This window comes from Brevibacillus gelatini (assembly GCF_003710935.1).
In the GTDB taxonomy this organism is placed as follows: domain Bacteria; phylum Bacillota; class Bacilli; order Brevibacillales; family Brevibacillaceae; genus Brevibacillus; species Brevibacillus gelatini.
Map to the genome: position 1 here is coordinate 1 of NZ_RHHS01000038.1, position 22563 is coordinate 22563.

A 22563-nucleotide genomic window follows, 5' to 3' on the forward strand; every position below is an offset into this window, starting at 1 on the left:
ACGTTTCAAGCTCTTTCATTGTGGGAAATTCCGTGGTAAACTTGCTCACAGGGTTTCTCCTCCTTGGTGTGTTTGGTTTTGGCGCTTTACACTTTACCAAGAAGAGAAGCCCTTTTCTATACCCTCCAACTGATTTTTCTTCAAAAATTTCTTTTCGGTTTGCCCACGAACATTTTACTCATACTCCCTTCCATAATATATAAACCGAATCCCCGCAAAATAATATTTGCAGGTTATAGGCACACTATAGGCGACCATACTAGAAAAGATTGTTTACACAATATTGGCAAATTGTGTACTTTCTTTGTCTGTTTAACCGTCGCCTTGCAACTGTCAAGATTTTGCCGTAAAATTGCAGGTGAACGTTTATTATTTGCATCGGGAGGTCTTTGTCAATGGCTGGGTCCAACAAAAAAGACATGAATCAAAACGACGTAATTGATTCCGCGAAGGCCTTTTTCACTTCGTTTGGTATCTTGTTTCTAGTTTTCCTCCTTGCACTCGTAGGATCGATTATTTTCCCGCCAACACATGGGGAAGAAGCACAAGGTGGCGGAGCACCAACTGCCAACATCGATGCTGAAGCTGTTTTCAAGCAAAACTGTGCTTCCTGTCATGGTCAAAACCTGGAGGGGATTGCAGGTCCTAACCTGACGAAAATCGGGGCAACTTACAGCGCTGAAGACATCGCCAAAATTATCAAAGAAGGTAAAGGCGGCATGCCTCCAGGTCTGCTGAAAAAACAACCGGAAATTCAAGCGGTTGCACAATGGCTGTCGGAGCACAAATAAGTACATAGATAGCCTGTATGGAGAAACACCGGAGACTCGTCCTCTTCGGTGTTTTCCCGTTGATGGGAGGATTTTTGCATGCATAGCGTCATGGAGATTGAATCTTTGGGCAAAAAAGTCCTCTCTGCCGCAAGCACCTGGCTGTTCCACGACCTGAATGCGATCATATCGGAGCCGGCCATGATTGGAATACTCGGAAAATCTGGTCAGGGAAAAAGCACGCTGCTGCGCATTCTCGGGCGGCTTTTGCCACCAGACAGCGGGACGATCCGCCTGAACAAAAAAGAAATGACCCAGTGGGATAGCTGCGCATGGCGAATGAAAGTGAGCTACGTCGCCCAGCAGGCGATCATGCTGCCAGGCACAGTGGAAGACAATTTGCGCACCGTAAGCGTTTTGCATCAGCGGCCGTTCGATCAAAAGCTCGCCCGCGCTCTGTGCGAGCAGCTTCATTTGGAGCAGGTCGACTGGTCCAAGTCGGCCGAACAGCTTTCCGGCGGCGAAAAGCAACGGCTTGCCCTGATTCGTACCTTGTTACTGCAGCCGGACGTCCTGTTGCTGGACGAAGTGACCGCCTCGCTGGATACGGCCAGCAAACAGGCCGCACAGCAGTTGCTCGTCGATTTGCACACCCGGACAGGCACGACCATCCTCTGGGTTACGCACGATCTGGAGGAAGCCCGAAGCAGCTGCCAGCGCATCTGGTTCATGGCCGATCACCAGCTTCAGGCTGACTTGCCCAGCCACTCCTTTTTCCAGTCGCCGCCCACCATCCAGGCCCGCGACTTTTTGCAAAGCGCTCATGCGCATGCAGCGAGAGAGGTGCACTCATGACGTATACATCCGTCTGGATCGCTTTTGCCTTTGTATTGATTGCCCTTCTGCTCTCCCTGTGGCAAAGAATTGGGCTGGAAAAGGAAATCGCCATCGGCGCGGTTCGCTGCACCTTGCAGCTTTTGGCAATCGGTTATGTGCTGCAGTTTGTGTTTCACACGGACAGTCTGCTGTTTATTTTGCTGATGATCGCCATGATGATTGCGGTCGCCTCCTGGAACGCTGCCAGCAAAGGAAAAAAGCTGCGGGGCATTTTTTGGCGAATTGCGCTTTCGCTTGCGATGACAGAACTGCTCACAATGGGACTGTTGGTGGCACTCGGGCTCGTTTCGCCTACGCCCCAATACCTGATTCCGATGAGCGGGATGATTATCGGCAGCTCGATGATCGTCTGCAGCCTGTTTCTCTCCCATATGAACCGCGAAGTGGAAACCTCCCGCGGCGAAATCGAGACGCTGCTGTGCCTGGGAGCAACCACCCGCCAGGCCGTTCAAGCTGTACGGAAGCGCGCCGTCAAAGCGAGCATGATTCCTACCTTTGACACCATGAAAACAATGGGGCTTGTACAGCTTCCCGGAACGATGACCGGGATGATTATCGCTGGCGCAAGCCCGATCGAAGCCGTCCGCTATCAAATTCTCATCATGCTTAGTTTCAGTTCCGCTACCGCTGTCTCTGCTGTCCTCATCAGCACGCTGAGCTATCGGCTCTGGTTTACGCGCGATGCCATGCTCCACCCCTGACAAAATAACTGCTTCCAGAAACTGTCGGTGATCGTTCCGGCAGTTTTTTTCGTTTCCTGTAATGAAAGCGCACCTTGGCCGTCAAATTACACGTAGAAAGCAAAAAGGTGGTTCAGCTATGGACAAAAACAGCATCATCGAGCAATGGTTTCTGCGCTATAGCGACGACATCTACAAATTTCTCGTCTACTATACCGGAAACAAAGACGTGGAAGACCTCGTCCAGGATGTTTTCCTCAAGGCGCTGCGATCACTGGAAACGTTCGAAAGCAGGTCGCAACCGAAAACATGGCTGCTCACCATTGCCAGACATACGGCAATCGACTTCGCCAGAAAACAACGCTTTCGCAACTGGCTGCCGGACAAATGGCTCGCCGGGGTCCAATCCGAAGAAAAGACACCGGAAGAGATTTTGCATTTGCACGCCGAACAACAGGCGCTGTACCATGCGCTGCGGCAAATGAAGCCCGCCTATCGCGAGGTGCTGATCCTTCGCGGAATCAAGGGCCTATCCTCCAGGGAGACTGCGGAAATTTTGGAGTGGTCGGAAAGCAAGGTCAACGTCACCTTGCATCGGGCCATGAAGGCGGTAAAAGAGCAGCTCATGCAGGAAAGAAAGGGGATGGTAGGCGATGCGATTTAAAACAGAGGAACAGCTTTTAGATGAAATGAAAGGACTGCCAGAGATGAAAATGGCCGAAGAAAAAAAACAGGCGATTTTGTCGACAATCCGCTCTGCAAATGTGCATTCTTCGCCCCGCCGTTTTTCCGGGCTGGGAAAAGGACTGGCGATTGGCACCGTACTTGCGGCAACCATCTGGATGGGGACAACACTCATCAGCAACAATCAGCAAAGCGCACTGCCAGCCCCTCAAACGCCTGGCTCCACCACTGCTTCTCCAGCGCCGGAGGCTGGCAAAGGAAATGCCGTAAACGACGCACCTGCCGCGCCACAATCCGAGCAGTTGCTGTCGCTCATCCGCACGGAAGCAGAAAAAGGAAAAGTGTTTACCGCACCTTACACCGTGGAACACACCGTCTTCGATCAAGTCGAAAAAGACTGGGGCAAGCCTGACTATACCGATCAAGCGAACGGACTCAGCTACTCCACCTATGCCAAGCGCGGCATTGTGTTCGGCTACAACAAAGGCATGCAGCTTGCCGACATCCGCACAAATGATCCCCGCTTGCACCAAATCCACCTGTCCGAGGTGGAAAAGATGTGGGGAAAACCGAACCGCACGAGCGAATTCGGCAATCAGACAATCTACACCTACGATGTGACGAGCAAATACCAGGTCAAGTTCATCTTCCAGGGATTGAAGCGCGCAGACAACACGAACCTCGTTCTCGTCCGCTACAATGTATACTACCCGCAAGGCAACAAAAACTTGATGCAGTACGGAAGCAACATGGAATTGCTGCAAGCCCTTCGCGAGCTGGCCAAAAACGGGCAAATGCTCGGCAGTATGTATCGGGTCGAAAAAGACGTCTTTGACGACATCGAAAAACAAATCGGCAAGCCTGATACGGTCTCCTTCATCAACGGAATCACGTACAATACGTACCAGGATCGCGGACTGGTCTTCGCCTTTAACAAAGGCATGCAGGTCGTCGATATTCGTTCCTACGACCCTCGCCTGCAAGCGATCACGCAAGAAGAGGTTTTGCAGGCATTGGGCAAGCCGACAAGCATCACTGCCGTATCCGGCCAAACCATCTACACGTACAAAGTTACGCCGGATTACGAGCTGAAAATCATCTTCTCAGGAACAGCAGGCAAACCGGAGAGCCTCTACATCGACCACGTAAACATTTACTATCCGCGCGGCACCATCAACTTCATGGCGGGATAACCGCATAGCCGCAAGGCATGCAAAAAGACAGGAGCGACTCGCCCCTGTCCTTTTTGTTTCTTGCTTATTTGCCGATAATGTAGCCTTCCAGCTCATCCAGCACTTTGTTTGCCGCGATGACACCGCCGGACGTGTTCCAGATCGTGTCATCCACTTTGTACGCTTTGCCTGCTTTTACGACGTTCAGGTTTTTCCACAGCGGATCGTTCGTCCATTCTTGTTCGATCTTGGACGCTTCGCCTTTTCCCGTCTCGTAAGTGAAGTAGAACATGATGTCGCCGTCCATTTCTGGAATGCGTTCTTTGGTTACTTCTGCCGCGAACTCTTCTTTGTCCTGGGATGCTGGACGAGCCAGGCCCAGGTCTTTGAAGATCGCGCCAGTGAAGGTGTCTTTATAGTAGATACGGACTTTTCCAGGCATGAAACGCACGACAGATACTTGCGTTTTCAGCTTGTCGCCTGCTTTTTCCTTGAACTCGGCTACACGTTTTTCCCAGTCAGCGATGATTTTTTCGCCTTCCGCCTTTTTGTTTACCGCTTCTGCATACAGGCTGAAGTTTGCTTTCCAGTCGCCGCGCGGCTCTTCTACAAAGACGGTTGGAGCGATTGCGGACAGTTGTTGGTAAATTTTTTCGTGACGGAATTTCATACCGAGAATCAGGTCTGGCTTGAGCGCAGCGATTGCTTCCAGGTTTGGCTGGCCTTCTGTCCCAACCAGCTTGGTGCCTTCCAGGAAGGACTTGGTGAAATCGTAAAATTGACTTGGATCATGCGCGGCACCAACAGCACCTACTGGCTTCACGCCAAGCGCCATCAAGGTTTCTGTCCCTTGGTTGGTCAGCATGACTACGCGCTGTGGCGTACCTTTAATGGTGGTTTCGCCCATCGCGTGTTTGACTGTATAAGATTGCTCGGAACCTGCGGAATTGCCTGTAGCTTGTTCAGCAGGTTGTTGTTGTTCTGCAGGTTTTTGCTCAGTCGCCTGTTGATTGCCGCAACCAGTGACAATCAGCAAAAGCGCCATCAGCACGGCGAAGAACACTTTACCGCCTGCCGTACGGTATGTACGAGAAAACATGGTGCAAGGACCCCCTTACCTATTCGGCTAATTGAGAATGTAAATCAATAACACTGACTATCCTACCTTCATGCGAGGGTGATCGTCAAGCATAAATTGATAATGACTCTCAAGATCATTGACACATAGTCAGGCTGGCTCTACACTTACTATAGGGCAGGGTACTAAATGCCTACAGAACAACATGCATAGATAAGGATGTAGCCCTCATGAATGCTCTACTAGCAAGCCGTTTTCGCAAAATTCTTGGAGTGGCTATCGCCATTCTGCTGCTGGTTTATCTCAGCTATGCCAGTCTTGTGTTTGGCGTGATTGATACGAGCTGGCAAACAGCCATTGACGCCTATACCCATTTTAACGGAACAAACGAACATATTGTCATTAAAGAAGTTCGGGTGCCGCGCGTGCTCAATGCGCTGACGGTCGGCTTTTGTCTCGGCCTCGCAGGTACCCTGCTGCAATCGCTGACGAGAAACCCTGTGGCAGATGTTGAGCTGTTTGGACTGAACGCAGGCGCTTCTCTCTTTGTCGTGTTTGCGGTTACGTTTGTCGGTATCAGCTCGCTTACGGAGTTTACGTGGATCTCCTTTTCCGGAGCTGCCGTTGCCGGGTTCATCGTTTACCTGCTCGGCTCATTCGGCAGGGATGGCCTTACTCCCGTCAAGCTGGTGCTTGCAGGGGCAGCGATTACTGCCTTGGCTGCTTCCATCCGCCACGCGATGATGGTACTTAACGAAAAAGCTGCCGACGAGGTGCTTTTCTGGCTTGCTGGCTCTGTCGGCGGAAGAAAGCTGGAGTATTTGGCTACAGTCTTTCCATATATGATCTTCGCCTGGATCGCCGCTTTCCTGCTGGCCCGCCCCATTCAGACGCTGCTCATGGGCGACGATGTGGCAAAAGGTCTCGGCCAGCGCACTTTGCTTGTCAAGCTCTCAATCGGTGTCGTGATCGTCCTGCTCTCCGGCTGCGCCGTAGCTGTCGCTGGCCCGATCGGCTTCGTCGGGCTGGTCACGCCGCATCTGGCCCGCTATCTTGTCGGAATCGAAACGCATTGGGTGCTTTTGTACAGCGGACTGCTCGGTTCGATCCTTTTGCTTTTGGCCGATATCGGCGCACGCTTCATCGCCATGCCTGCCGAGGTTCCGATTGGCGTCATGACTGCCCTGATCGGTGTTCCGTTCTTCATCTATGTCGCACGAAAGGGGCTGGATAAATAATGAAGCCATACCTGCCTCTGCGCTTTGGCAAACGGTTTTCTTTTCAGCTACATAAAAAGACGCTGCTGTATACAACCATCGCGCTGCTGCTTGCCCTGGCTGTGGCAGTCGTCAGTCTCGGGATGGGCGAGATGAAAATTGCGCCGCTGGATGTCGTCAAAGTCCTGCTCGGCATCGGTTCGGAAGAAAATGCGCTGGTTGTCCAGCAATTCCGGCTTCCGCGCATTCTGATTGCCGTCCTTGTGGGAGCAGCTTTGGCAGCGGCGGGCGCGATCATGCAAGGGATTATTCGCAACCCGCTCGCTTCGCCTGACGTGCTTGGCGTAGCCGGAGGCGCTTCGGTTGCCGCTGTTGGCTTTTTGCTCATCTTTGAAACAGCGAGCATCAAATGGCTGCCTCCTACTGCTTTTTTGGGAGCGATGCTGACGACGTTTCTGCTTTATGCCCTGTCGTGGAAAAAAGGCGTCACGCCGCTGCGGCTCGTCATGATCGGTGTCGGAATCAAGATCGCGGCGGGTGCGCTCGTCACCATTCTGATTATGTTCAGCCCGTTTTTGCTGCAAAACAAAGCTCTGCTCTGGCTGACGGGCAGCATTTACGGCGTCGACTGGAACGATGTGTTCATGATTTTGCCGTGGGTTGTCATCCTGATCGCAGTCGCTGCCGTACTCGCCCGCAGAGTCAACATCCAGCAGCTCGGTGACGACGTGGCGACGAGCCTGGGAAGCGCGCTGCAATGGGATCGTTTCCTGCTGCTCATGATCTGCGCCGCTTTGACCGGAACAGCCGTGTCCGTCGGGGGAGACATCAGCTTCGTCGCCTTGCTCGCCCCGCATATCGCCAAACAGCTAATCGGCCCGTCCTTTGGCGGTACGCTCCCGCTGTCGGCGTTTCTCGGCGCCATCATCGTGCTTGCTGCCGACTTGATCGCGCGAACGGCCTTTTCTCCAATCGAAGTGCCCGTCGGAGTGTTCACCTCTGCGATTGGCGCTCCGTTTTTCATCTATTTGCTGTACAAAAACCGAAATCGCTAGCGAAAGGAGTTTCTGCCCTCATGCAAGCTTTGGAAACCCGCAACCTCACCTTGTCCTACGGGGAACGCAACATCATCGAAGCACTCAACCTGAATATCCCGCGTGGAAAAATCACGGTTTTCATCGGCAGCAACGGCAGCGGCAAGTCGACACTGCTGCGTTCGCTGGCTCGCCTGCTGAAGCCAAAGGAAGGAGCCATTTTGCTGGAGGGCGAACCAATCGCCAAGCGGTCTACGAAGGAAGTCGCAAAGCGTCTGGCCATCCTTCCGCAAGGTCCGGCGGCCCCGGAAGGCTTGACGATTCAACAACTGGTCAAGCAAGGACGCTACCCTTATCAAAACTGGCTGCAGCAATGGTCTGAGGAAGACGAGCAAATGGTCGCAAAAGCACTGGCCGCCACCCAGCTTACCGAGCTGGCTAACCGCACTGTCGACAGCCTCTCCGGCGGGCAGCGCCAGCGGGCCTGGATCGCCATGACACTGGCCCAGGGGACCGAAACGATTCTGCTCGATGAACCGACTACGTATCTGGACATGTCACACCAGATTGAAATCTTGGACCTGTTGTATGAGCTGAATCAAACGGAACAACGCACGATCATCATGGTCCTCCACGACCTGAATCTGGCATGCCGCTACGCGCACCATATCGTTGCCGTGCACAACCAGACCGTCGTGGCGGAGGGCGCACCGGAAGAAGTCCTGACTACCGACCTCGTGCGCACCGTGTTTGATATGGATTGCCAGATCACACTGGACCCGCTGTACGGGACACCGATGTGCATTCCGTACAGCAAGTGCCAGATTGGTACGCGCAGTGTGAAGACAAAAGAAAAAGTAGTCGCGATGTCGTAAACCGACAGCCGCTCCACAAGGACGGAACCTCTCGCACAGGTTCCGTCCTTTTTTATGCCAAAAGCAAAACAGAGCCACAAATGCCTGTTGCCCGCATCACCTTGCATAAGGAAGCCAGCATAGGATCTTTCTGCACATGAAAAAAGCGGCCCTACGCATCACCTGCGCAGGTACCGCTTCTTTTGGCTGGCCTGTGGCCTTATTTTTTCAGGTTGTAGAATGCAGCGCGTCCGCCAAAACGGGAAGTGTCAGCCAGTTCGTCCTCGATGCGCAGCAATTGGTTGTACTTCGCTACGCGGTCGGTACGGGAAGGCGCACCTGTCTTGATTTGTCCCGCGTTGGTCGCTACAGCAATATCGGAGATGGTGGAGTCTTCGGTTTCGCCGGAGCGGTGGGAAATAACGGCTGTGTAGCCTGCACGCTTCGCCATTTCAATCGCTTCAAAAGTCTCTGTCAGGGTACCGATCTGGTTTACTTTCACCAGGATGGAGTTACCTGTGGAAGACTCGATACCGCGCGCCAGACGCTCGGTGTTGGTCACGAACAGGTCGTCGCCCACGAGCTGTACTTTGCTGCCCAGCTTTTCAGTCAGCGCTTTCCAGCCATCCCAGTCGTCTTCGGACAAGCCGTCTTCGATGGAGATGATTGGGTATTTGCTTACCAGGTCTTCGTAGAAGGCGATCATTTCTTCCGTTGTTTTCACAACACCTTCGCCTTCGAAGTGGTATTTGCCGTCTTTGAACATTTCGGTTGCGGCAACGTCCAGCGCGAGGAACACATCTTTGCCTGGCTCATAGCCAGCAGCCTTGATCGCATCCAGAATCGTTGTAATTGCTTCTTCGTTGGACTTCAGGTTTGGCGCAAAGCCGCCCTCGTCACCTACTGCTGTGCTCAGGCCTTTGTCATGCAGCACTTTTTTCAGGGAGTGGAAAATTTCCGCACCCATGCGCAGCGCTTCCTTGAAGGACTCTGCGCCGACTGGCATTACCATGAATTCCTGGATGTCTACGGTGTTGTCTGCGTGCTTTCCGCCGTTGAGGATGTTCATCATCGGTACTGGCAGCGTTCTTGCGTTGAAACCGCCCAGGTAGTTGTAGAGAGGCACTCCGAGAGAGTCGGCAGCCGCACGTGCTACTGCCATGGAGACGCCAAGGATCGCGTTTGCGCCCAGCTTGCCTTTGTTAGGCGTGCCGTCGAGCTGGATCATCGCCATGTCGATGCCTACCTGATCCAGAGCATCCATGCCGATCAGCTCAGGCGCGATGATTTCATTGACGTTTTCTACGGCTTTCAGAACGCCTTTGCCCAGGTAACGGGATTTGTCGCCGTCGCGAAGCTCTACTGCCTCATAAGCACCTGTAGACGCCCCGGATGGAACGGCTGCGCGGCCCATCGAACCGTCTTCGAGATATACTTCCACTTCCACGGTCGGATTGCCGCGGGAATCCATAATTTCGCGTGCATAAACGTCAGTAATGATTGCCATTTCTCGATCCATCTCCTTTTGGTATGCGAGGTGCCCCGCAAGTATTTGATAGCATCTGGTCATCTATCAGTGTGTCCCAGAGTGGGCTATTTTGCAAGTAACGATTTGCCTGTCATTTCCGCTGGCTGCTCGGCTCCCAAAAGGTCGAGCATCGTCGGAGCCAGATCGGCCAAAATACCGTCTTCCCGCAGCTTTACTCCTGCTTTGGTCACAATCACAGGAACGGGATACGTGCTGTGCGAAGTGATCGGACGTCCTTCCTCATCCAGCATCAGATCGGCATTGCCGTGGTCTGCTGTGATGACAGCCACGCCGCCTTTGGCGAGAATCGCGTCCACCACGCGGCCCAGGCAAGCGTCAACGGTTTCGACAGCCTTGATCGTCGGCTCCATTTTCCCGGAGTGACCGACCATGTCGCAGTTGGCAAAGTTGAGAATGATCGCGTCGAAGTTTTCCGCTTCAATCTCTGCAACAACCGCATCTGTCACCTCGGGAGCACTCATCTCCGGCTGCAGGTCGTAGGTGGCCACTTTTGGCGAAGGAATCAGGATGCGCTTCTCGCCTGGGAACTCCTGCTCGCGCCCGCCGCTAAAGAAGAAGGTCACGTGTGGGTATTTCTCCGTCTCGGCGATGCGCAGCTGCTTCAAACCTTGCTGCGAAAGCACTTCTCCCAACGTGTTGTCCAGGTTGGACGGCTTGTAGGCCACGTACCCGTTCACCGTCTCGGAAAAATGGGTCAGGCAGACGAAGTGCAGATCGCGCGGACGTCCCTCGCCGCGGTCAAAGCCGCGGAAGTCCTCATTCGTAAAGGCTTGCGAAATCTGGATCGCCCGGTCAGGACGGAAGTTGTAGAAAATGATCGCGTCGCCGCTTTCGATCTTCGCCACTGGCTTGTCGTCCTCGCCGACGATCACGGTCGGCATGACGAACTCGTCCATGATCGACTTTTCGTAGGACTCTTTGACTGCCTGGACCGGATCGCGGTAAGCAGGAGCATCCGCGTACACCATGGCGCGGTACGCTTTTTCGATGCGCTCCCAGCGTTTGTCCCGGTCCATCGCGTAGTAGCGCCCCTGCACGGTTGCGATTTTCCCTACGCCGATTTCGGCAATCTTTGCTTGCAGCTGCTCAATGTAGCCAACGGCGCTGTCCGGCGATACGTCGCGGCCGTCGAGGAAGCCGTGAATGTAGACGCGGTCAAAGCTTTGGCGTTTGGCCAGCTCCAAAAGCGCGTACAAATGCTCGATATGGCTGTGCACGCCGCCGTCGGACAACAGCCCGAACAGGTGGAGCTGCTTGCCGTTTTGCTTCGCATGCTCGAAGGCCGCTACCAATGTTTCGTTTTCAAAAAATTCGCCTTCGCGAATCGACTTGGTGATGCGTGTCAAATCTTGATAAACGACACGGCCAGCCCCGATGTTCAGATGTCCTACCTCGGAGTTCCCCATTTGCCCTTCCGGCAATCCGACAGCCAGTCCGCTCGCTTCCAGCGTCGCATGGGGGTATTCGTTCCAGAAACGGTCAAAGTTCGGTTTGTTCGCTTGTGCTACCGCGTTGCCGTACGTTTCGCTGCGCAGGGCAAAGCCATCCAGAATCAGCAGCGCTACCGGCTTTGGTCTTTGTGCCATCTGTTTTTCCTCCTCCTATCGCTGCACCGCACCTGCCACGAGCTGCAAGTAGCTGTCTGCTGCCAGGCTCGCTCCGCCGACCAGCGCACCGTCGATGTCCGGCTGCGCCATGTAGCTGGCGATGTTTTCCGGCTTGACGCTGCCGCCGTACTGAATGCGCACGGCTTCTGCCGTCGCCTGGCCGAAGCGCTCTGCTACGACGCTGCGGATCACGGCAATCGTCTCGTTGGCATCTTCGGCAGTCGAGGACTTGCCTGTGCCAATCGCCCAAATCGGTTCATAGGCGATGATGCAGTTCGCCACCTGCTCGGCTGTCAGGCCGGCAAAGGCTCCTTCTGTCTGCGTGCGCACAACCTGAGCGGTTTCGCCCGCTTCCCGCTGCTCCAGGCTTTCGCCGACACACACGATCGGCACCAGACCTGCTGCAAGCGCAGCGACGACTTTTTGATTCACAGTCTCATCTGTTTCATTGAAGTATTGGCGACGCTCGGAATGGCCGAGAATCACGTACTCCACGCCGATTTCTTTCAGCATCGCCGCGCTGATTTCCCCGGTGTATGCCCCCTGCTCGGCAAAATGCATGTTTTGCGCGCCAACGGCAATATCTGTGCCGGAAAACGCCTCTTTCAAGGCAGCCAGCGCTGTAAATGGTGCGCAAATGACTTTTTGTACCCCGGAAGTGCTGTTGCCTGCCTTGGCTTCTTCCGCAAACGCCTTCGCCTCGGCAATCGTCTTGAACATCTTCCAGTTCCCCGCGATAATTGGTGTCCGCATGCAAACTCCCCCGCTTTGCTCTTATTCGTGATCTGCCAGCACGGCTACGCCCGGCAGCTCCTTGCCTTCCATAAATTCCAGGGACGCCCCGCCGCCTGTAGAAATGTGGGTCATCTGCTCGGCTACGCCCGCTTTTTCCACAGCCGCCACGGAGTCTCCGCCACCGATGATGGTCGTACCCGCGCACGCTGCCATCGCTTTGGCAACGCCGATTGTGCCTTCTGCAAAAGCGTCCATTTCAAACACGCCCATCGGTCCGTTCCAGACGACTGTTTTGGAATCGACAATCACGCTACGGTATTGCTCCACTGTTTTTGGCCCAATATCGAGCGCCATCCAGCCTTCCGGAATCGCATCAATGGAAACGACTTTTTTCTCTGCGTCAGCCGCAAAACGGTCTGCCACGACGACGTCAACTGGCATCAACAGCTCGACGCCGCGCTCTTTTGCCTGCTCCATCAAGGTGCGGGCCAGATCGAGCTTGTCATCCTCGCACAGCGATGCGCCAATGCCGTAGCCTTGTGCCTTGAGGAATGTATTGGCCATCCCGCCGCCGATAATCAAGTGGTCAACCTTGGTCAACAAGTTTTCAATTACCGCAATTTTATCTTTTACCTTCGCGCCACCGACGATTGCTGTAAATGGACGCTCTGGCCTGGACAAGGCTCCGCCCAGGAAGCGAATTTCCTTTTCCATCAACAGCCCCGCTACAGCCGGTATGTATTGGGCGATTCCCGCTGTGGAAGCGTGTGCCCGGTGTGCTGCTCCAAAAGCGTCATTGACAAACAGATCGGCCAGCGCCGCAAAGCTTTTTGCCAGTTCCGGATCGTTCTTTTCTTCTCCCGCATGGAAGCGCACGTTTTCGAGCAGGATTACGTCTCCGTTTTCCATGCTCTCGACTGCTGCTTCTACCTCTGCCCCTATGGAATCATCCAGCTTGCGCACTTCCTTGTCCAAAAGCGCAGACAGGTGGGAAGCGACAGGAGTAAGACGCATCTCTTCCACTACTTGCCCCTTCGGACGGCCAAAATGGCTTGCCAGAATTACTTTGGCCCCTTTTTCCATCAGGAAACGGATAGTTGGCACAGCAGCGCGAATGCGAGTATCATCGGTGATTGTCCCGTCCTGCATCGGCACGTTAAAATCGACACGGCAAAATACGCGCTTGCCTGCCAGCTCAACATCGCGGATAGATTTCTTGTTCATGAACGATCCTCCCAAATCATTGGCTTTTTATTCGGAAAAAACATATGGGAAAAGGGAGATTGCTCTCCCTTTTTCACAACAGTTCTATTTTACGTGTTACAAGCCGCGCTGTGCAACATAATGACACAAGTCTACGACACGATTGGAGTAACCCCACTCGTTATCGTACCAGGAAACGACTTTCACCATGTTTCCTTCCAGTACCATTGTAGACAGCGCATCGATTGTGGAGGATGCAGGGTTGCCGTTGTAGTCGGAGGATACGAGCGGAGCTTCGGAGTAGCCCAGGATGTTTTTCATTGGACCCTCGGCCGCTTCCTTCAGCGCGTTGTTGATTTCTTCTACCGTAACATCGGTTTTCAGTTCCGCTACCAGGTCGACAACGGACACGTTTGGAGTTGGTACGCGCATGGCGAAGCCGTTCAGCTTGCCTTTCAGCTCAGGCAGTACGAGTGCTACCGCTTTTGCTGCACCTGTGGAAGTAGGAATAATGTTTTCCGCAGCAGCGCGGGCACGGCGCAGGTCTTTGTGCGGCAGGTCGAGAATTTGCTGGTCGTTGGTGTAGGAATGCACGGTGGTCATCAAACCGCGTACAATTCCGAACTTGTCGTTCAGCACTTTGGCAAACGGCGCCAGGCAGTTGGTTGTGCAGGACGCGTTGGAGATGACGGTGTGCTTCGCCGGATCGTATTTATCCTCGTTTACGCCCATGACGATGGTAATGTCTTCATTGGTAGCCGGAGCGGAAATGATGACTTTTTTCGCGCCGCCCTCCAGGTGCTTCGCTGCATCTTCGCGCTTGGTGAATCGGCCTGTAGACTCAACGACGATCTCTACGCCGTAATCGGCCCATTTCAGTTGCGCAGGATCGCGCTCAGCGAGAACCTTGATTTCTTTTCCGCCCACGATCAGCGTGTTTTCGCCCGCTTCTACAGGCAGGTCCAGCACACCGTGTACGGAGTCGTACTTGAGCAGATGAGCGAGCGTTTGCGCATCAGTCAAGTCGTTTACGGCTACGATTTCCACATTCGGGTTGTTGAGTGCTGCGCGGAATACGTTGCGACCAATTCGTCCAAAACCGTTAATCCCTACTTTTACCATAAGAAATAACCTCCTGCTCGTTAGCTAGCTTTATTCTTTGTGGCTATAAACCCACCTTCCGGCGAAAAGCCATGGGTGGAGAAAATCGTGACAATCGGCAATAACAGGCTGAAAAATACAAAGGGCAACGTCTGTACCGTAGAAACGCCCAGCGTCAAGGCCATCATCATCGCCAAGCCGTTCCACGGGATCAGCACAGGCATGACGACGGTGGAGTCCAGCATCGTTTTGCCCAGAAGCTCGCGTCCGCCGCTCCATTGCGAGAACCGCTCAAGCAGCGTCGAGCCCAGCACCAGAATCGGAATGGTCTGGTTGCAGCTGATAATGACGACCAAAAGGGACAACGCTACCGCTTTTGCTACCAGTACAACCGGATTCTTTGTATGGCCCATCAATTTGTCCACAATCGGCGTAAGTATATTGGCCTGATTCAAAATGCCGTTCAAAAAGCCTGCCAGGACAATCAGCAGCAGAACGTTCAAAATGGCAACCATCCCGCCGCCGTGCACAAGCTGATCCAGCGGTGTGCCCGAGTGCAGCTCGTATCCGTACAGCATGGCCGAAAAAAACGTTTTGGCATCAAGCTGCCCGTGCACAGCGACCATCCCGGCACTGACCACAATGCCGTACAAAAGCGCGGTCACTGCCTTTACCCTGAGCGCAAAAGCTCCGATCAGGACGATCAGCGGCAGCATGAGCAGCCAGTTAATCGAAAAGTGGCTGGTTAACAGCCCTTGATACATCTCAATCATCTCGCTGGAACCTGTCTGTACGCGAAACAGATCCATGCCGAGAAAAAGCGCGGCGCATATGGCTGTCGCAAGCAGGGCAGGACGTCTTGTTTGCCTGTCCTGCGCTTCCGTCATCCCGACATTGGCGAGGACGAGCAGCCTGCTGCTGGAAATCGGCGAAAATCGTTCTCCCACCATCGCCCCGGAGATCAGCGCTCCGCCCGCAATCGCTGGCGAAATGCCTGCCGCGTGGGCAATCCCCATCAGCGATAGGCCGATGGTACTCAACGTGCCGACAGAAGTCCCGAGCAAATAGCTGACCGCTCCTGTCAGCAAAAAGGAGAGAACAAACAAATAGTCGACGTTGACGATGGACAACCCGTAGTAAATGATCGCGGGGATGGTTCCCCCCATCATCAAAAGCGGAATCAGCACGCCCACCAAAAAGAGGATCATGAGAACCGGCTTCGTCTTCTTTACGCCTTCCCAGCCAAATCCGGACTGCTGCTTCCAGGAATAACCCAGTTTGCGCACACTAAAGAGTGTGACCAGGATCGCAAAAACAATCCCCAGCGCAATCGGAAAACCAAGTGACAAACTGAGCACAATTCCTGCTATCATCGCCAGGATGGGCATGACCTGCGCCATAGACATACGATCAGCTTCCTTCCGTTACAATCGTGTGGACAACAAGGCTCGTGCGGCCCCTTCATCCGTAATGAGTACATTCTGACACGATTGTTTGGCAAAGGAAAGAATCGCTTTTGCCTTGCTTTCGCCCCCTGCTATGGAGAGCACTGTTTCAGCCTTGTGCACTTCCTCCAGCTGCAGCCCGATTGTCGGCATCCGGTGAACGATTTCGCCCGCTTCATTAAAGTAGTAGCCGAAGGACTCGGATACAGCCCCTGCTTCTACCAATTCAGCAAGCTCCTCCTCCGAATAATTGCGCCGGCGAGCCATCGTAAGAGCGTCGCCGATGCCGTGCAGCACGATACGCGTATCCCGCAAAAGCGAGAGCACATCTTGTACCTGCGGCTCCTTGAGCAGTGTCTGCAAGGCTTCCGGATGCAAGCGATCCGGCACGTGAAGCAGCCGGTAGGTAGCTCCGGTCTTTTCTGCCATGGCAGCGGCAAGCGAGTTGGCTTGCAGCTCCACTCTCTCGCCCAGGCCGCCGCGTGCGGGCACAAACTGCACATTTTTGAACGAAGCGGAAGGGGTCAGGTGCTTGGCTACGCTCGCGATGGAGGTACCGCCTGTCACGGCGACAATATCTCCCTCCTGAACGACTTGCTTTAGCACTCTCGCTCCCACGCGGCCCAGTTCTTCCTTGACCCACGGCGACTGGTCTGCGTCGCCCTGCACCACGATTACTTCCGGGATGCCGAGCTTTTTTTGCAGACCTTCTGCCAAGTCTGTCAGGCCAAACAGCTCGCCCACGAGCGGCTCCATGTCGTCCAGCACCTGCTGCCCTTCACCGCTCAGGTGCATCCCCGCAGCGGTAACTGTCAACAGCCCTGTCTCCTTCAACAGCTCGACCTCGGCCCGCAAAATACGCTCTGTCGTGTTCATCGCTTGCGCAAGCCCTCTGCGCCCGATCGGCTGCAAGTGGTAGATCGACCGGAGCAGCATGTACCTCTCGCGCAAGACCTGAGTCAGATCAGGCACCAGCTTTTGCTGCAGTTCCAGTAATCTTCGCATGTGCTTACATCCTTGGCTGTAAAATTGATCGGGACATTTTTTGTCCCTGTGTATACATTTTTTGTCCCGATTAGTGTAAAAAAAAAGATCACTTGCTACACCTTGAATGTAGCATATCGGCGAAAAACATGCAAGCACCCCCGTGGCCCAAACTTGGCAGGGGGTGCCTTTCTTCCATTTATCCGCCCAACTGGCGCTTCTGAAACTCTTCCCGAAGCTCTTCCATCGTTACCACATGGGTGATCGAGCGAAACACCACTTCTCCGTCAATCGCGACTACCGGAATCACCAGCATCATTTCTTCGTGGAGCTGTGCGTCGCTCTCAATGTCCACAATGTGCAACTGCAACGGAAACTCCTCCGCCAAACAGCGGATGGCCAGCTCCACATCGTCGCACAAATGGCATTTTGGCCGTCCGTACAGGACAACCTCAAGCTGTTTCTTGTTCATTGTCGTTAAAACCTCTTTCGCTTCGCAGAGGACGGAATCAGCATCTCTTCGCGGTACTTGGCGACCGTGCGGCGGGAGATTTCGATTCCTTCTGCAAGCAGCATTTCCGCCAGCTTCTGGTCGGACAGCGGCGACTTGCGATCCTCCTGCTCAATCAACGCCTTGATTCTGCGCTTGACGCTCTCCGAGGAGGTCGCAGACCCGCTGGAAGTGGTCAGCGCGGAGGTAAAGAAGTATTTCAGTTCAAAAATGCCCCGCGGCGTCTGCACGTATTTGTTGCTGGTCGCACGGCTGATCGTAGATTCGTGCAAGCCGACCCGTTCCGCGATTTCCTTTTGCGTCATCGGCTTCAAGTAGTGGATGCCCCGGTCGAAAAAGTCGCGCTGCATGTCCACAATCGCCTGGGTGACGCGCATGAGAGTCAGGCGGCGCTGTTCCAGGCTTTTCGCCAGCCACATCGCAGCGTTGAGCTTGTCGTGGATAAATTGCTTGGCCTCGTCCTGGCTTTTTTGCTGGCTAAGCATTTTCTCGTAAAAGCTGTTGATTTTCAAACGCGGTGCCGCCACGTCGTTGACGAGCACAACGTAGTCGCTGCCGACCTTTTCCACTGTCACGTCCGGGATGACGTATCTCGTCTCCGCCTGGGAAAACTGTGCGCCCGGCCTTGGATTCAGCGTGCGGACCAGATCCGCCATCGTCTGCACTTCCTGCGGCGTACAGCCCACTTTGTCGGCAATCCGCTGGTAGCGGTTGTCTGCGAGGTCTTGCAGGTGATTGCGCACGACCATGACGATCTTTTCATCATCAAGCGCCAGGTGCTCCAACTGCAAGAGCAAACATTCCTCCAGGCTGCGGGCGGCCACGCCTACCGGATCAAAATGTTGCAGCACCGACAGCACGTCCTCGATCTCCAGCACCTCTACCCCGAGACGTTCGCTCGCTTCCTCCAGCGTGATCTCCAGATAGCCTTTTTCGTCCAGATTTCCGATCAAAAACAGGGCGATTTTCTTTTGCAAAGGCGTGAAGCCTTTCACATAGCCAAGCTGCCGCTCCAGATGCTCATACAAATTTTCGTTGCTTTGCTGCACAAAATCCAGCGGATTGTAAGTGCTTTCATTTTTTGCCGGAGAATAATCCCCTGTCGCGCGATTTCCGACGATTTCTTTCCAATCGATTTCTGGTGCCGGCTTTTCCGCTTTTGCCGTAGCCACCTCTCCTGCTACTTCCAGATCAAAGACAGGATTCTCGGTAGCCTGCTCCTGCAAAAAGGAGATCAGATCAATGGCAGAGTATTGCAATATCGTAATGGCTTGACGCAATTCGGGTGTCATCACAAGCTTTAGCGTCTGCTCTTGATATAAGCCCAATCCCATGTTCATGAAGCTCGCCCCCCTTCCCACGCTTCTTCGGATGTTTCTTTAATCTTCATTATATTCGTTCTTCCTTGCAATTTTCCTGCCAATTTTTGAAGAGCGCACACAAAAAATGAGGATCGCACCTTGTTCACACTCATGAAAAAAAATCACACAAAATCGCGTTTTTCCATTGCATTTTTTCCGGAGAATGACTTATAATGAATTAGTGTCAGCACTTTTATTATGCGCCTGTAGCTCAGTGGATAGAGCAATGGTCTCCGGAACCATGTGCAGGGGTTCGATTCCCTTCAGGCGTACCATTGGAAAAAGACTGGATGTCCTCCAGTCTTTTTTGCTTTTTCCCGACCTGTTTTTCGCGCCAAAAAAGCCTGCGGCAGCACCAACTCGCCGCAGGCTTGATTTTTTCGGTACTACTGATCCAGCTCTTTGCTCGCCAAGTCTTTTCCAGGCAACGGATCAACCGGATCCGGTTTTCGGGAATAGGCTTTATTCGTAACCCATATCGTGACCCAGATGATAAGGATAAAAGTAATGACAAGTACCGCAATAAATCCCGCGCTCATGCATACACCCCCGCCAGTTTTTCCTCCCTACATTATAGCCTATTTTTTCTGCGTTTTTGAACCTTCAACCGTTTTCCAAATCATGCGCGATTGTAATGTAATAAATGGGTTCCCGATTGCCCACGCTCCAAAAAGGCCATCCTAAAAAGGCGTCAAGCCAAACAGCGTGGAAGATGGAGGTGCCTTATGGACTTTACCAAGATGAGCACAAGCGAGTTTGTCGCAAAAATTCACGAGTCACAGGCGAAAAATCTCAGAAGCCGCAAGCACCAAGGCTACGGCCACCCGGAAAAACGACTGCCGAGCAAGCAAGGGATCTGGTAGAGCGCCAAAAGCCCACCCGAAAGCGGACAACACGTCGCTTGGGTGGGCTTTTGCTTATTGCGGATCTTGTTTGTTCAGGTTGCGATCTCGTTCGGACTTTTGCTTCTGGGTGTCCTGTGTCTTGCTGCTGTGTCCCTGATTGCCGCCGTTTTTCGTATTGCGATTGTTTGACATGCGAATTCCTCCTCCTAGATGGTCTTCGTGCCAAACGTAGTATGTCCCAAACGGCGCATTCCTACCGACTGATTACTTCGCTTCGCCAAGGTATACTTTTTTACCGTCCTCGTATTTGTACACGTAAACGGATGCGAATTCGTTGTCGCCTTTTTCGTTGAAGGTTACGTTTACGAATTTGCCTTTGTAGTCTTTGGTTTTGTGTACAGCTTCCAGCACTTGCTCACGAGTTGGCTTTTTGCCGCCGTTTGCTTTGATCGCTTCTTCCAGACCGTTGAGCATTACGCCCATGGAATCATATCCGAAGGAAGTGAAGATACCCACTTTGTTGCCAGTTGCTTTTTCGAAGTCTTCGATCCATTTTTTGCCTTCTTCTGTAGCGCCTACATCACCGACAGTGGAAGTGAAGACGACGTTGTTCGCATTTTCAACACCTGCGATTTTCACCAGGTCTGCGGAGTCGTAGCCGTCACCACCCATGAAGATGCCTTTGAAGCCTTTTTCACGCGCTTGCTTCACGATGATACCCGCGTCGGAGTAGTAGCCGCCGAAGTAGATCATGTCCGGATTTTTCGACACGATCTGGTTGATGACCGCACTGTAATCCTTCTCGCCAGCGGTTACGCCTTCAAAGCCAACGATTTGCACGCCGTCAGCTTCAAACTGCTTTTTCACTTCTTCTGCAAGACCTTGACCGTAAGCAGCCTTGTCGTGCATGATGAACGCGGATTTTACGCCCAGTTGGTTTTTCGCGTAGACAGCTGCCTTGGAGCCTTGCTGGTCGTCACGCGCACAGATGCGGTGAACGATCTTCTTGCCTTGCTCAGTCAGGTCAGAGCCTGTTGCGGATGGAGATACCATCACGAGTTTTTCTTGATCGTATTGGGCAGCGGCAGTGATCGACGCACCTGTTGTTGCGTGGCCGATGACACCTACCACATCAGGGTTGGAAATCAGCATTTGCGCGACCGCTACCCCTTGTTTCGGGTCAGCCTGATCGTCTTGTGCGGAAATCTGTACGTCAAAGCCGAGCGCTTTGAACGCTTCTTGTTTTTCCTTCAGGGCGTATTCAGCACCTGCTTTGGCGGTGCTTCCGTAATCGGAGTATTGACCGGACAGCGGACCTACTACGGCAATAACCAGCTTCTCTCCGGCTCCGCCGCCGCTTGTGCTTCCGCCTCCACCATTCGATTGTGGAGCGCTGGATTGGTCGCCGCCTCCACCGCAACCTGCAAGCAATGTTCCCAATGCTACCGTAGCAGCCAAAATTGACAGTGATTTCTGTTTTTTCATAGCAAAACATCCCCCTCTTTATTTACGCACAAACTATGATTCACTCTTTCATTGTAGGATATTTTAGAAAATTTGCAATAGAAATGCTGATATTTTTCCTTTTTTAATTCTTTCCACTATACTATCACCGTTTATACTATCATCTGATATATTTTTCAGAAAATTAAATAAAAACAACCGCATCCCGAAGGAGCGGCTGTCTTTATGCAAAAAATCATCATTCTTTGTATTTTTGGGAATACGCTTTGCACATAACGTATATGGCCAATACCACAAAGCCAACCAGCATGGCGACACTGGCAAACGTGCTTCCTTGCATGAGTTGTAAGTCCCCTCTCGATTGCTCCTGCTTTTTCTCTATTATACGAGAAGCGCAAAAGCAATCACAACGGAGGAATCATCCAAACACTTACGATTTGACCTCGGTTGTCAGCTTGTACGTGAATGTATTTGCATCGTAGGTTACTTGGGCACCGAGTTCTTGCGCGATGTACACCAATGGTACCAGTACAGCTCCGGTAGTTGCGCGCGGCGGGTTCGGTACGCGAATTTCTTTTCCGTTTTTGTACGCAAACGTGTTGTTTATATACATGCGCAGGCCGTACTTGTTGTCCTTGGACACCAGGATGGAATTGATCCTGGAATCATATGCGGCTGCTCCTCCAAGAGCCAATGCCAGCGTACTTGCGTTTACATAAGCGACTCCGTTTTCTGTTACGATGTCTTGCGGAAACACCAGCTCTTTGCCGTTCAGCTCAACTTTGATTTTCAGTTGTTGCTGTACAGGTGCTGCCTGTTGGGCAAAAGCAGCAGTCGCTGCTACACTACCGGTCAGCAAGGCAGCGGTAAGCATCAATGTGGAAAACTTGCGAAGCATATAAAACACCCCTCAATTAATATGAAATGAATTCCAATTTCAAGATTTTCGACACATATCTGCTTTTTCCTCTTTTTCATCCCAAATTTTCCTATGTTAATAAGCCGCCAATGATGCCAAAACTATGAAAATCAACGTTCTATCCCACGAACAAATGTTTTTGTGCACAACCTGTTGATAAAACTGTGGATAACTTTCGCTTGAACGGAGGAAACGCTCATGGCAAACGATCGTTTTTTTCTGATTTACCAGGAGGCCAGCGATGAAGAATGTCTCTTGACCATCCAGCCGTACAAAAATCAGCAGGAGCTGGCAGAGGCAATCAATCAGTTGTCGGCCCGGCAGGTGGAGGAATATACGATCATCAAAGGGAAAAAGATGAAGGCAACGCTCAAGCTGGCTGTCGAGCTTACGGAAGCGGACGATGTGGAAGATGCGGAAGATGAATAATTGCTTTCCTTTTGCCATAGGTTT

24 protein-coding genes and 1 tRNA gene are annotated in these 22563 nt (G+C 52.9%); 12 read left to right on the forward strand and 13 right to left on the reverse strand.

All coding sequences use genetic code 11. From position 1 onward, the window contains the following. The 6 genes from EDM57_RS23570 to EDM57_RS15910 all read left to right on the forward strand — a co-directional run. On the forward strand, positions 1-203 hold a 203-nt coding region (locus tag EDM57_RS23570; RefSeq protein WP_211338256.1), incomplete at its 5' end, for a hypothetical protein. A gap of 192 nt (positions 204-395) precedes the next feature. Continuing rightward, a complete protein-coding gene (locus EDM57_RS15890; protein WP_122905678.1) occupies positions 396-791 on the forward strand; it encodes a c-type cytochrome in 396 nt (131 codons plus the stop codon). 78 nt (positions 792-869) lie between these two features. Further along, positions 870-1625 carry an ABC transporter ATP-binding protein gene (locus EDM57_RS15895; RefSeq protein WP_122905679.1) on the forward strand — a complete coding sequence of 252 codons (756 nt, stop codon included), beginning with the start codon at positions 870-872 and terminating at the stop codon, positions 1623-1625. Next, entirely contained in the window at positions 1622-2368 is a 747-nt protein-coding gene (locus tag EDM57_RS15900; RefSeq protein ID WP_122905680.1) for an ABC transporter permease, read from the forward strand. Before EDM57_RS15895 ends, EDM57_RS15900 begins: the two co-directional genes overlap by 4 nt. 118 nt (positions 2369-2486) lie before the next feature. Further along, positions 2487-3011: an RNA polymerase sigma factor gene (locus EDM57_RS15905; protein ID WP_122905681.1), complete on the forward strand. Its 525-nt coding sequence runs from the start codon at positions 2487-2489 to the stop codon at positions 3009-3011. Then, entirely contained in the window at positions 3001-4224 is a 1224-nt protein-coding gene (locus EDM57_RS15910; RefSeq protein ID WP_122905682.1) for a YjgB family protein, read from the forward strand. Before EDM57_RS15905 ends, EDM57_RS15910 begins: the two co-directional genes overlap by 11 nt. A 64-nt stretch (positions 4225-4288) precedes the next feature. Here the strand turns inward: EDM57_RS15910 and EDM57_RS15915 are convergent, their stop codons facing one another. Next, positions 4289-5302: an ABC transporter substrate-binding protein gene (locus tag EDM57_RS15915; protein WP_122905683.1), complete on the reverse strand. Its 1014-nt coding sequence runs from the start codon at positions 5300-5302 to the stop codon at positions 4289-4291. Positions 5303-5511: 209 nt separating this feature from the next. Between EDM57_RS15915 and EDM57_RS15920 the strand changes: the two genes are divergently transcribed. From EDM57_RS15920 to EDM57_RS15930, 3 genes are read left to right on the forward strand one after another with little or no spacing between them, the layout of a single operon-like run. Next, the gene (locus tag EDM57_RS15920) at positions 5512-6519 is read left to right on the forward strand and encodes a FecCD family ABC transporter permease (protein ID WP_122905684.1); all 1008 of its coding nucleotides are present in this window, start codon (positions 5512-5514) and stop codon (positions 6517-6519) included. Continuing rightward, the gene (locus EDM57_RS15925; RefSeq protein WP_122905685.1) at positions 6519-7553 is read left to right on the forward strand and encodes a FecCD family ABC transporter permease; all 1035 of its coding nucleotides are present in this window, start codon (positions 6519-6521) and stop codon (positions 7551-7553) included. The genes EDM57_RS15920 and EDM57_RS15925 overlap by 1 nt, the downstream gene beginning before the upstream one ends. A 20-nt stretch (positions 7554-7573) precedes the next feature. Continuing rightward, positions 7574-8407 carry an ABC transporter ATP-binding protein gene (locus EDM57_RS15930; protein ID WP_122905686.1) on the forward strand — a complete coding sequence of 278 codons (834 nt, stop codon included), beginning with the start codon at positions 7574-7576 and terminating at the stop codon, positions 8405-8407. 199 nt (positions 8408-8606) lie between these two features. Here the strand turns inward: EDM57_RS15930 and eno are convergent, their stop codons facing one another. From eno to rpoN, 9 genes are all read right to left on the reverse strand, one after another. After that, a complete protein-coding gene (eno, locus tag EDM57_RS15935) occupies positions 8607-9893 on the reverse strand; it encodes a phosphopyruvate hydratase (RefSeq protein ID WP_122905687.1) in 1287 nt (428 codons plus the stop codon). An 86-nt stretch (positions 9894-9979) separates the two neighbouring features. Then, a complete protein-coding gene (gene gpmI / locus EDM57_RS15940) occupies positions 9980-11521 on the reverse strand; it encodes a 2,3-bisphosphoglycerate-independent phosphoglycerate mutase (RefSeq protein WP_122905688.1) in 1542 nt (513 codons plus the stop codon). A 15-nt stretch (positions 11522-11536) separates the two neighbouring features. Then, a complete protein-coding gene (tpiA, locus tag EDM57_RS15945; RefSeq protein WP_122905689.1) occupies positions 11537-12295 on the reverse strand; it encodes a triose-phosphate isomerase in 759 nt (252 codons plus the stop codon). A 21-nt stretch (positions 12296-12316) separates the two neighbouring features. Beyond that, positions 12317-13501, reverse strand: coding sequence for a phosphoglycerate kinase (locus tag EDM57_RS15950; protein WP_122905690.1), 1185 nt, complete (start codon positions 13499-13501; stop codon positions 12317-12319). Positions 13502-13597: 96 nt separating this feature from the next. Continuing rightward, a complete protein-coding gene (gap, locus tag EDM57_RS15955) occupies positions 13598-14602 on the reverse strand; it encodes a type I glyceraldehyde-3-phosphate dehydrogenase (protein ID WP_122905691.1) in 1005 nt (334 codons plus the stop codon). 20 nt (positions 14603-14622) lie between these two features. Then, the gene (locus tag EDM57_RS15960) at positions 14623-15987 is read right to left on the reverse strand and encodes a Na+/H+ antiporter NhaC family protein (protein ID WP_122905692.1); all 1365 of its coding nucleotides are present in this window, start codon (positions 15985-15987) and stop codon (positions 14623-14625) included. Between the two features lie 18 nt (positions 15988-16005). After that, positions 16006-17031 (reverse strand): sugar-binding transcriptional regulator, encoded by a 1026-nt coding sequence (locus EDM57_RS15965; RefSeq protein ID WP_122905693.1) that lies wholly within the window; start codon positions 17029-17031, stop codon positions 16006-16008. A 178-nt stretch (positions 17032-17209) separates the two neighbouring features. Beyond that, a complete protein-coding gene (locus EDM57_RS15970) occupies positions 17210-17482 on the reverse strand; it encodes a glutaredoxin family protein (protein ID WP_122905694.1) in 273 nt (90 codons plus the stop codon). A gap of 5 nt (positions 17483-17487) precedes the next feature. Continuing rightward, complete coding sequence (gene rpoN, locus EDM57_RS15975; RefSeq protein WP_122905695.1) at positions 17488-18861, reverse strand: RNA polymerase factor sigma-54; 1374 nt, start codon at positions 18859-18861, stop codon at positions 17488-17490. Positions 18862-19082: 221 nt separating this feature from the next. Here rpoN and EDM57_RS15980 point away from each other — a divergent pair. Then, positions 19083-19157 (forward strand) — tRNA-Arg (locus EDM57_RS15980). A gap of 111 nt (positions 19158-19268) precedes the next feature. Here the strand turns inward: EDM57_RS15980 and EDM57_RS23395 are convergent. Continuing rightward, entirely contained in the window at positions 19269-19421 is a 153-nt protein-coding gene (locus EDM57_RS23395) for a hypothetical protein (RefSeq protein WP_170163459.1), read from the reverse strand. A gap of 186 nt (positions 19422-19607) precedes the next feature. Between EDM57_RS23395 and EDM57_RS15985 the strand changes: the two genes are divergently transcribed. Beyond that, a complete protein-coding gene (locus EDM57_RS15985) occupies positions 19608-19745 on the forward strand; it encodes a DUF4023 domain-containing protein (RefSeq protein WP_083955789.1) in 138 nt (45 codons plus the stop codon). 246 nt (positions 19746-19991) lie between these two features. Here EDM57_RS15985 and EDM57_RS15990 read toward each other — a convergent pair whose 3' ends face one another. Together EDM57_RS15990 and EDM57_RS15995 are read right to left on the reverse strand one after the other, a co-directional pair. Next, the gene (locus tag EDM57_RS15990) at positions 19992-21212 is read right to left on the reverse strand and encodes a branched-chain amino acid ABC transporter substrate-binding protein (RefSeq protein WP_122905696.1); all 1221 of its coding nucleotides are present in this window, start codon (positions 21210-21212) and stop codon (positions 19992-19994) included. 409 nt (positions 21213-21621) lie between these two features. Beyond that, on the reverse strand, positions 21622-22089 hold the full coding sequence (locus EDM57_RS15995; RefSeq protein WP_122905697.1) for a stalk domain-containing protein: 468 nt from the start codon (positions 22087-22089) through the stop codon (positions 21622-21624). A 219-nt stretch (positions 22090-22308) separates the two neighbouring features. On the opposite strand from EDM57_RS15995, the gene EDM57_RS16000 reads away from it, so the two are divergent. Continuing rightward, positions 22309-22539 (forward strand): hypothetical protein, encoded by a 231-nt coding sequence (locus EDM57_RS16000; RefSeq protein ID WP_122905698.1) that lies wholly within the window; start codon positions 22309-22311, stop codon positions 22537-22539. The last annotated feature ends 24 nt before the right edge of the window (positions 22540-22563 follow it).

Bases quoted from the DNA above. Each gene is read 5' to 3' on its own strand.
- EDM57_RS15995 (WP_122905697.1), bottom strand. From the start codon at position 22,089: ATGCTTCGCAAGTTTTCCACATTGATGCTTACCGCTGCCTTGCTGACC.
- tpiA (WP_122905689.1), bottom strand. From the start codon at position 12,295: ATGCGGACACCAATTATCGCGGGGAACTGGAAGATGTTCAAGACGATT.
- EDM57_RS15930 (WP_122905686.1), top strand. From the start codon at position 7,574: ATGCAAGCTTTGGAAACCCGCAACCTCACCTTGTCCTACGGGGAACGC.
- EDM57_RS15960 (WP_122905692.1), bottom strand. From the start codon at position 15,987: ATGTCTATGGCGCAGGTCATGCCCATCCTGGCGATGATAGCAGGAATT.
- EDM57_RS15985 (WP_083955789.1), top strand. From the start codon at position 19,608: ATGGACTTTACCAAGATGAGCACAAGCGAGTTTGTCGCAAAAATTCAC.
- gap (WP_122905691.1), bottom strand. From the start codon at position 14,602: ATGGTAAAAGTAGGGATTAACGGTTTTGGACGAATTGGTCGCAACGTA.
- EDM57_RS15950 (WP_122905690.1), bottom strand. From the start codon at position 13,501: ATGAACAAGAAATCTATCCGCGATGTTGAGCTGGCAGGCAAGCGCGTA.
- EDM57_RS23395 (WP_170163459.1), bottom strand. From the start codon at position 19,421: ATGAGCGCGGGATTTATTGCGGTACTTGTCATTACTTTTATCCTTATC.
- EDM57_RS16000 (WP_122905698.1), top strand. From the start codon at position 22,309: ATGGCAAACGATCGTTTTTTTCTGATTTACCAGGAGGCCAGCGATGAA.
- rpoN (WP_122905695.1), bottom strand. From the start codon at position 18,861: ATGAACATGGGATTGGGCTTATATCAAGAGCAGACGCTAAAGCTTGTG.
- gpmI (WP_122905688.1), bottom strand. From the start codon at position 11,521: ATGGCACAAAGACCAAAGCCGGTAGCGCTGCTGATTCTGGATGGCTTT.
- EDM57_RS15990 (WP_122905696.1), bottom strand. From the start codon at position 21,212: ATGAAAAAACAGAAATCACTGTCAATTTTGGCTGCTACGGTAGCATTG.
- EDM57_RS15925 (WP_122905685.1), top strand. From the start codon at position 6,519: ATGAAGCCATACCTGCCTCTGCGCTTTGGCAAACGGTTTTCTTTTCAG.
- EDM57_RS15890 (WP_122905678.1), top strand. From the start codon at position 396: ATGGCTGGGTCCAACAAAAAAGACATGAATCAAAACGACGTAATTGAT.
- eno (WP_122905687.1), bottom strand. From the start codon at position 9,893: ATGGCAATCATTACTGACGTTTATGCACGCGAAATTATGGATTCCCGC.
- EDM57_RS15910 (WP_122905682.1), top strand. From the start codon at position 3,001: ATGCGATTTAAAACAGAGGAACAGCTTTTAGATGAAATGAAAGGACTG.
- EDM57_RS15965 (WP_122905693.1), bottom strand. From the start codon at position 17,031: ATGCGAAGATTACTGGAACTGCAGCAAAAGCTGGTGCCTGATCTGACT.
- EDM57_RS15970 (WP_122905694.1), bottom strand. From the start codon at position 17,482: ATGAACAAGAAACAGCTTGAGGTTGTCCTGTACGGACGGCCAAAATGC.
- EDM57_RS15905 (WP_122905681.1), top strand. From the start codon at position 2,487: ATGGACAAAAACAGCATCATCGAGCAATGGTTTCTGCGCTATAGCGAC.
- EDM57_RS15895 (WP_122905679.1), top strand. From the start codon at position 870: ATGCATAGCGTCATGGAGATTGAATCTTTGGGCAAAAAAGTCCTCTCT.
- EDM57_RS15915 (WP_122905683.1), bottom strand. From the start codon at position 5,302: ATGTTTTCTCGTACATACCGTACGGCAGGCGGTAAAGTGTTCTTCGCC.
- EDM57_RS15920 (WP_122905684.1), top strand. From the start codon at position 5,512: ATGAATGCTCTACTAGCAAGCCGTTTTCGCAAAATTCTTGGAGTGGCT.
- EDM57_RS15900 (WP_122905680.1), top strand. From the start codon at position 1,622: ATGACGTATACATCCGTCTGGATCGCTTTTGCCTTTGTATTGATTGCC.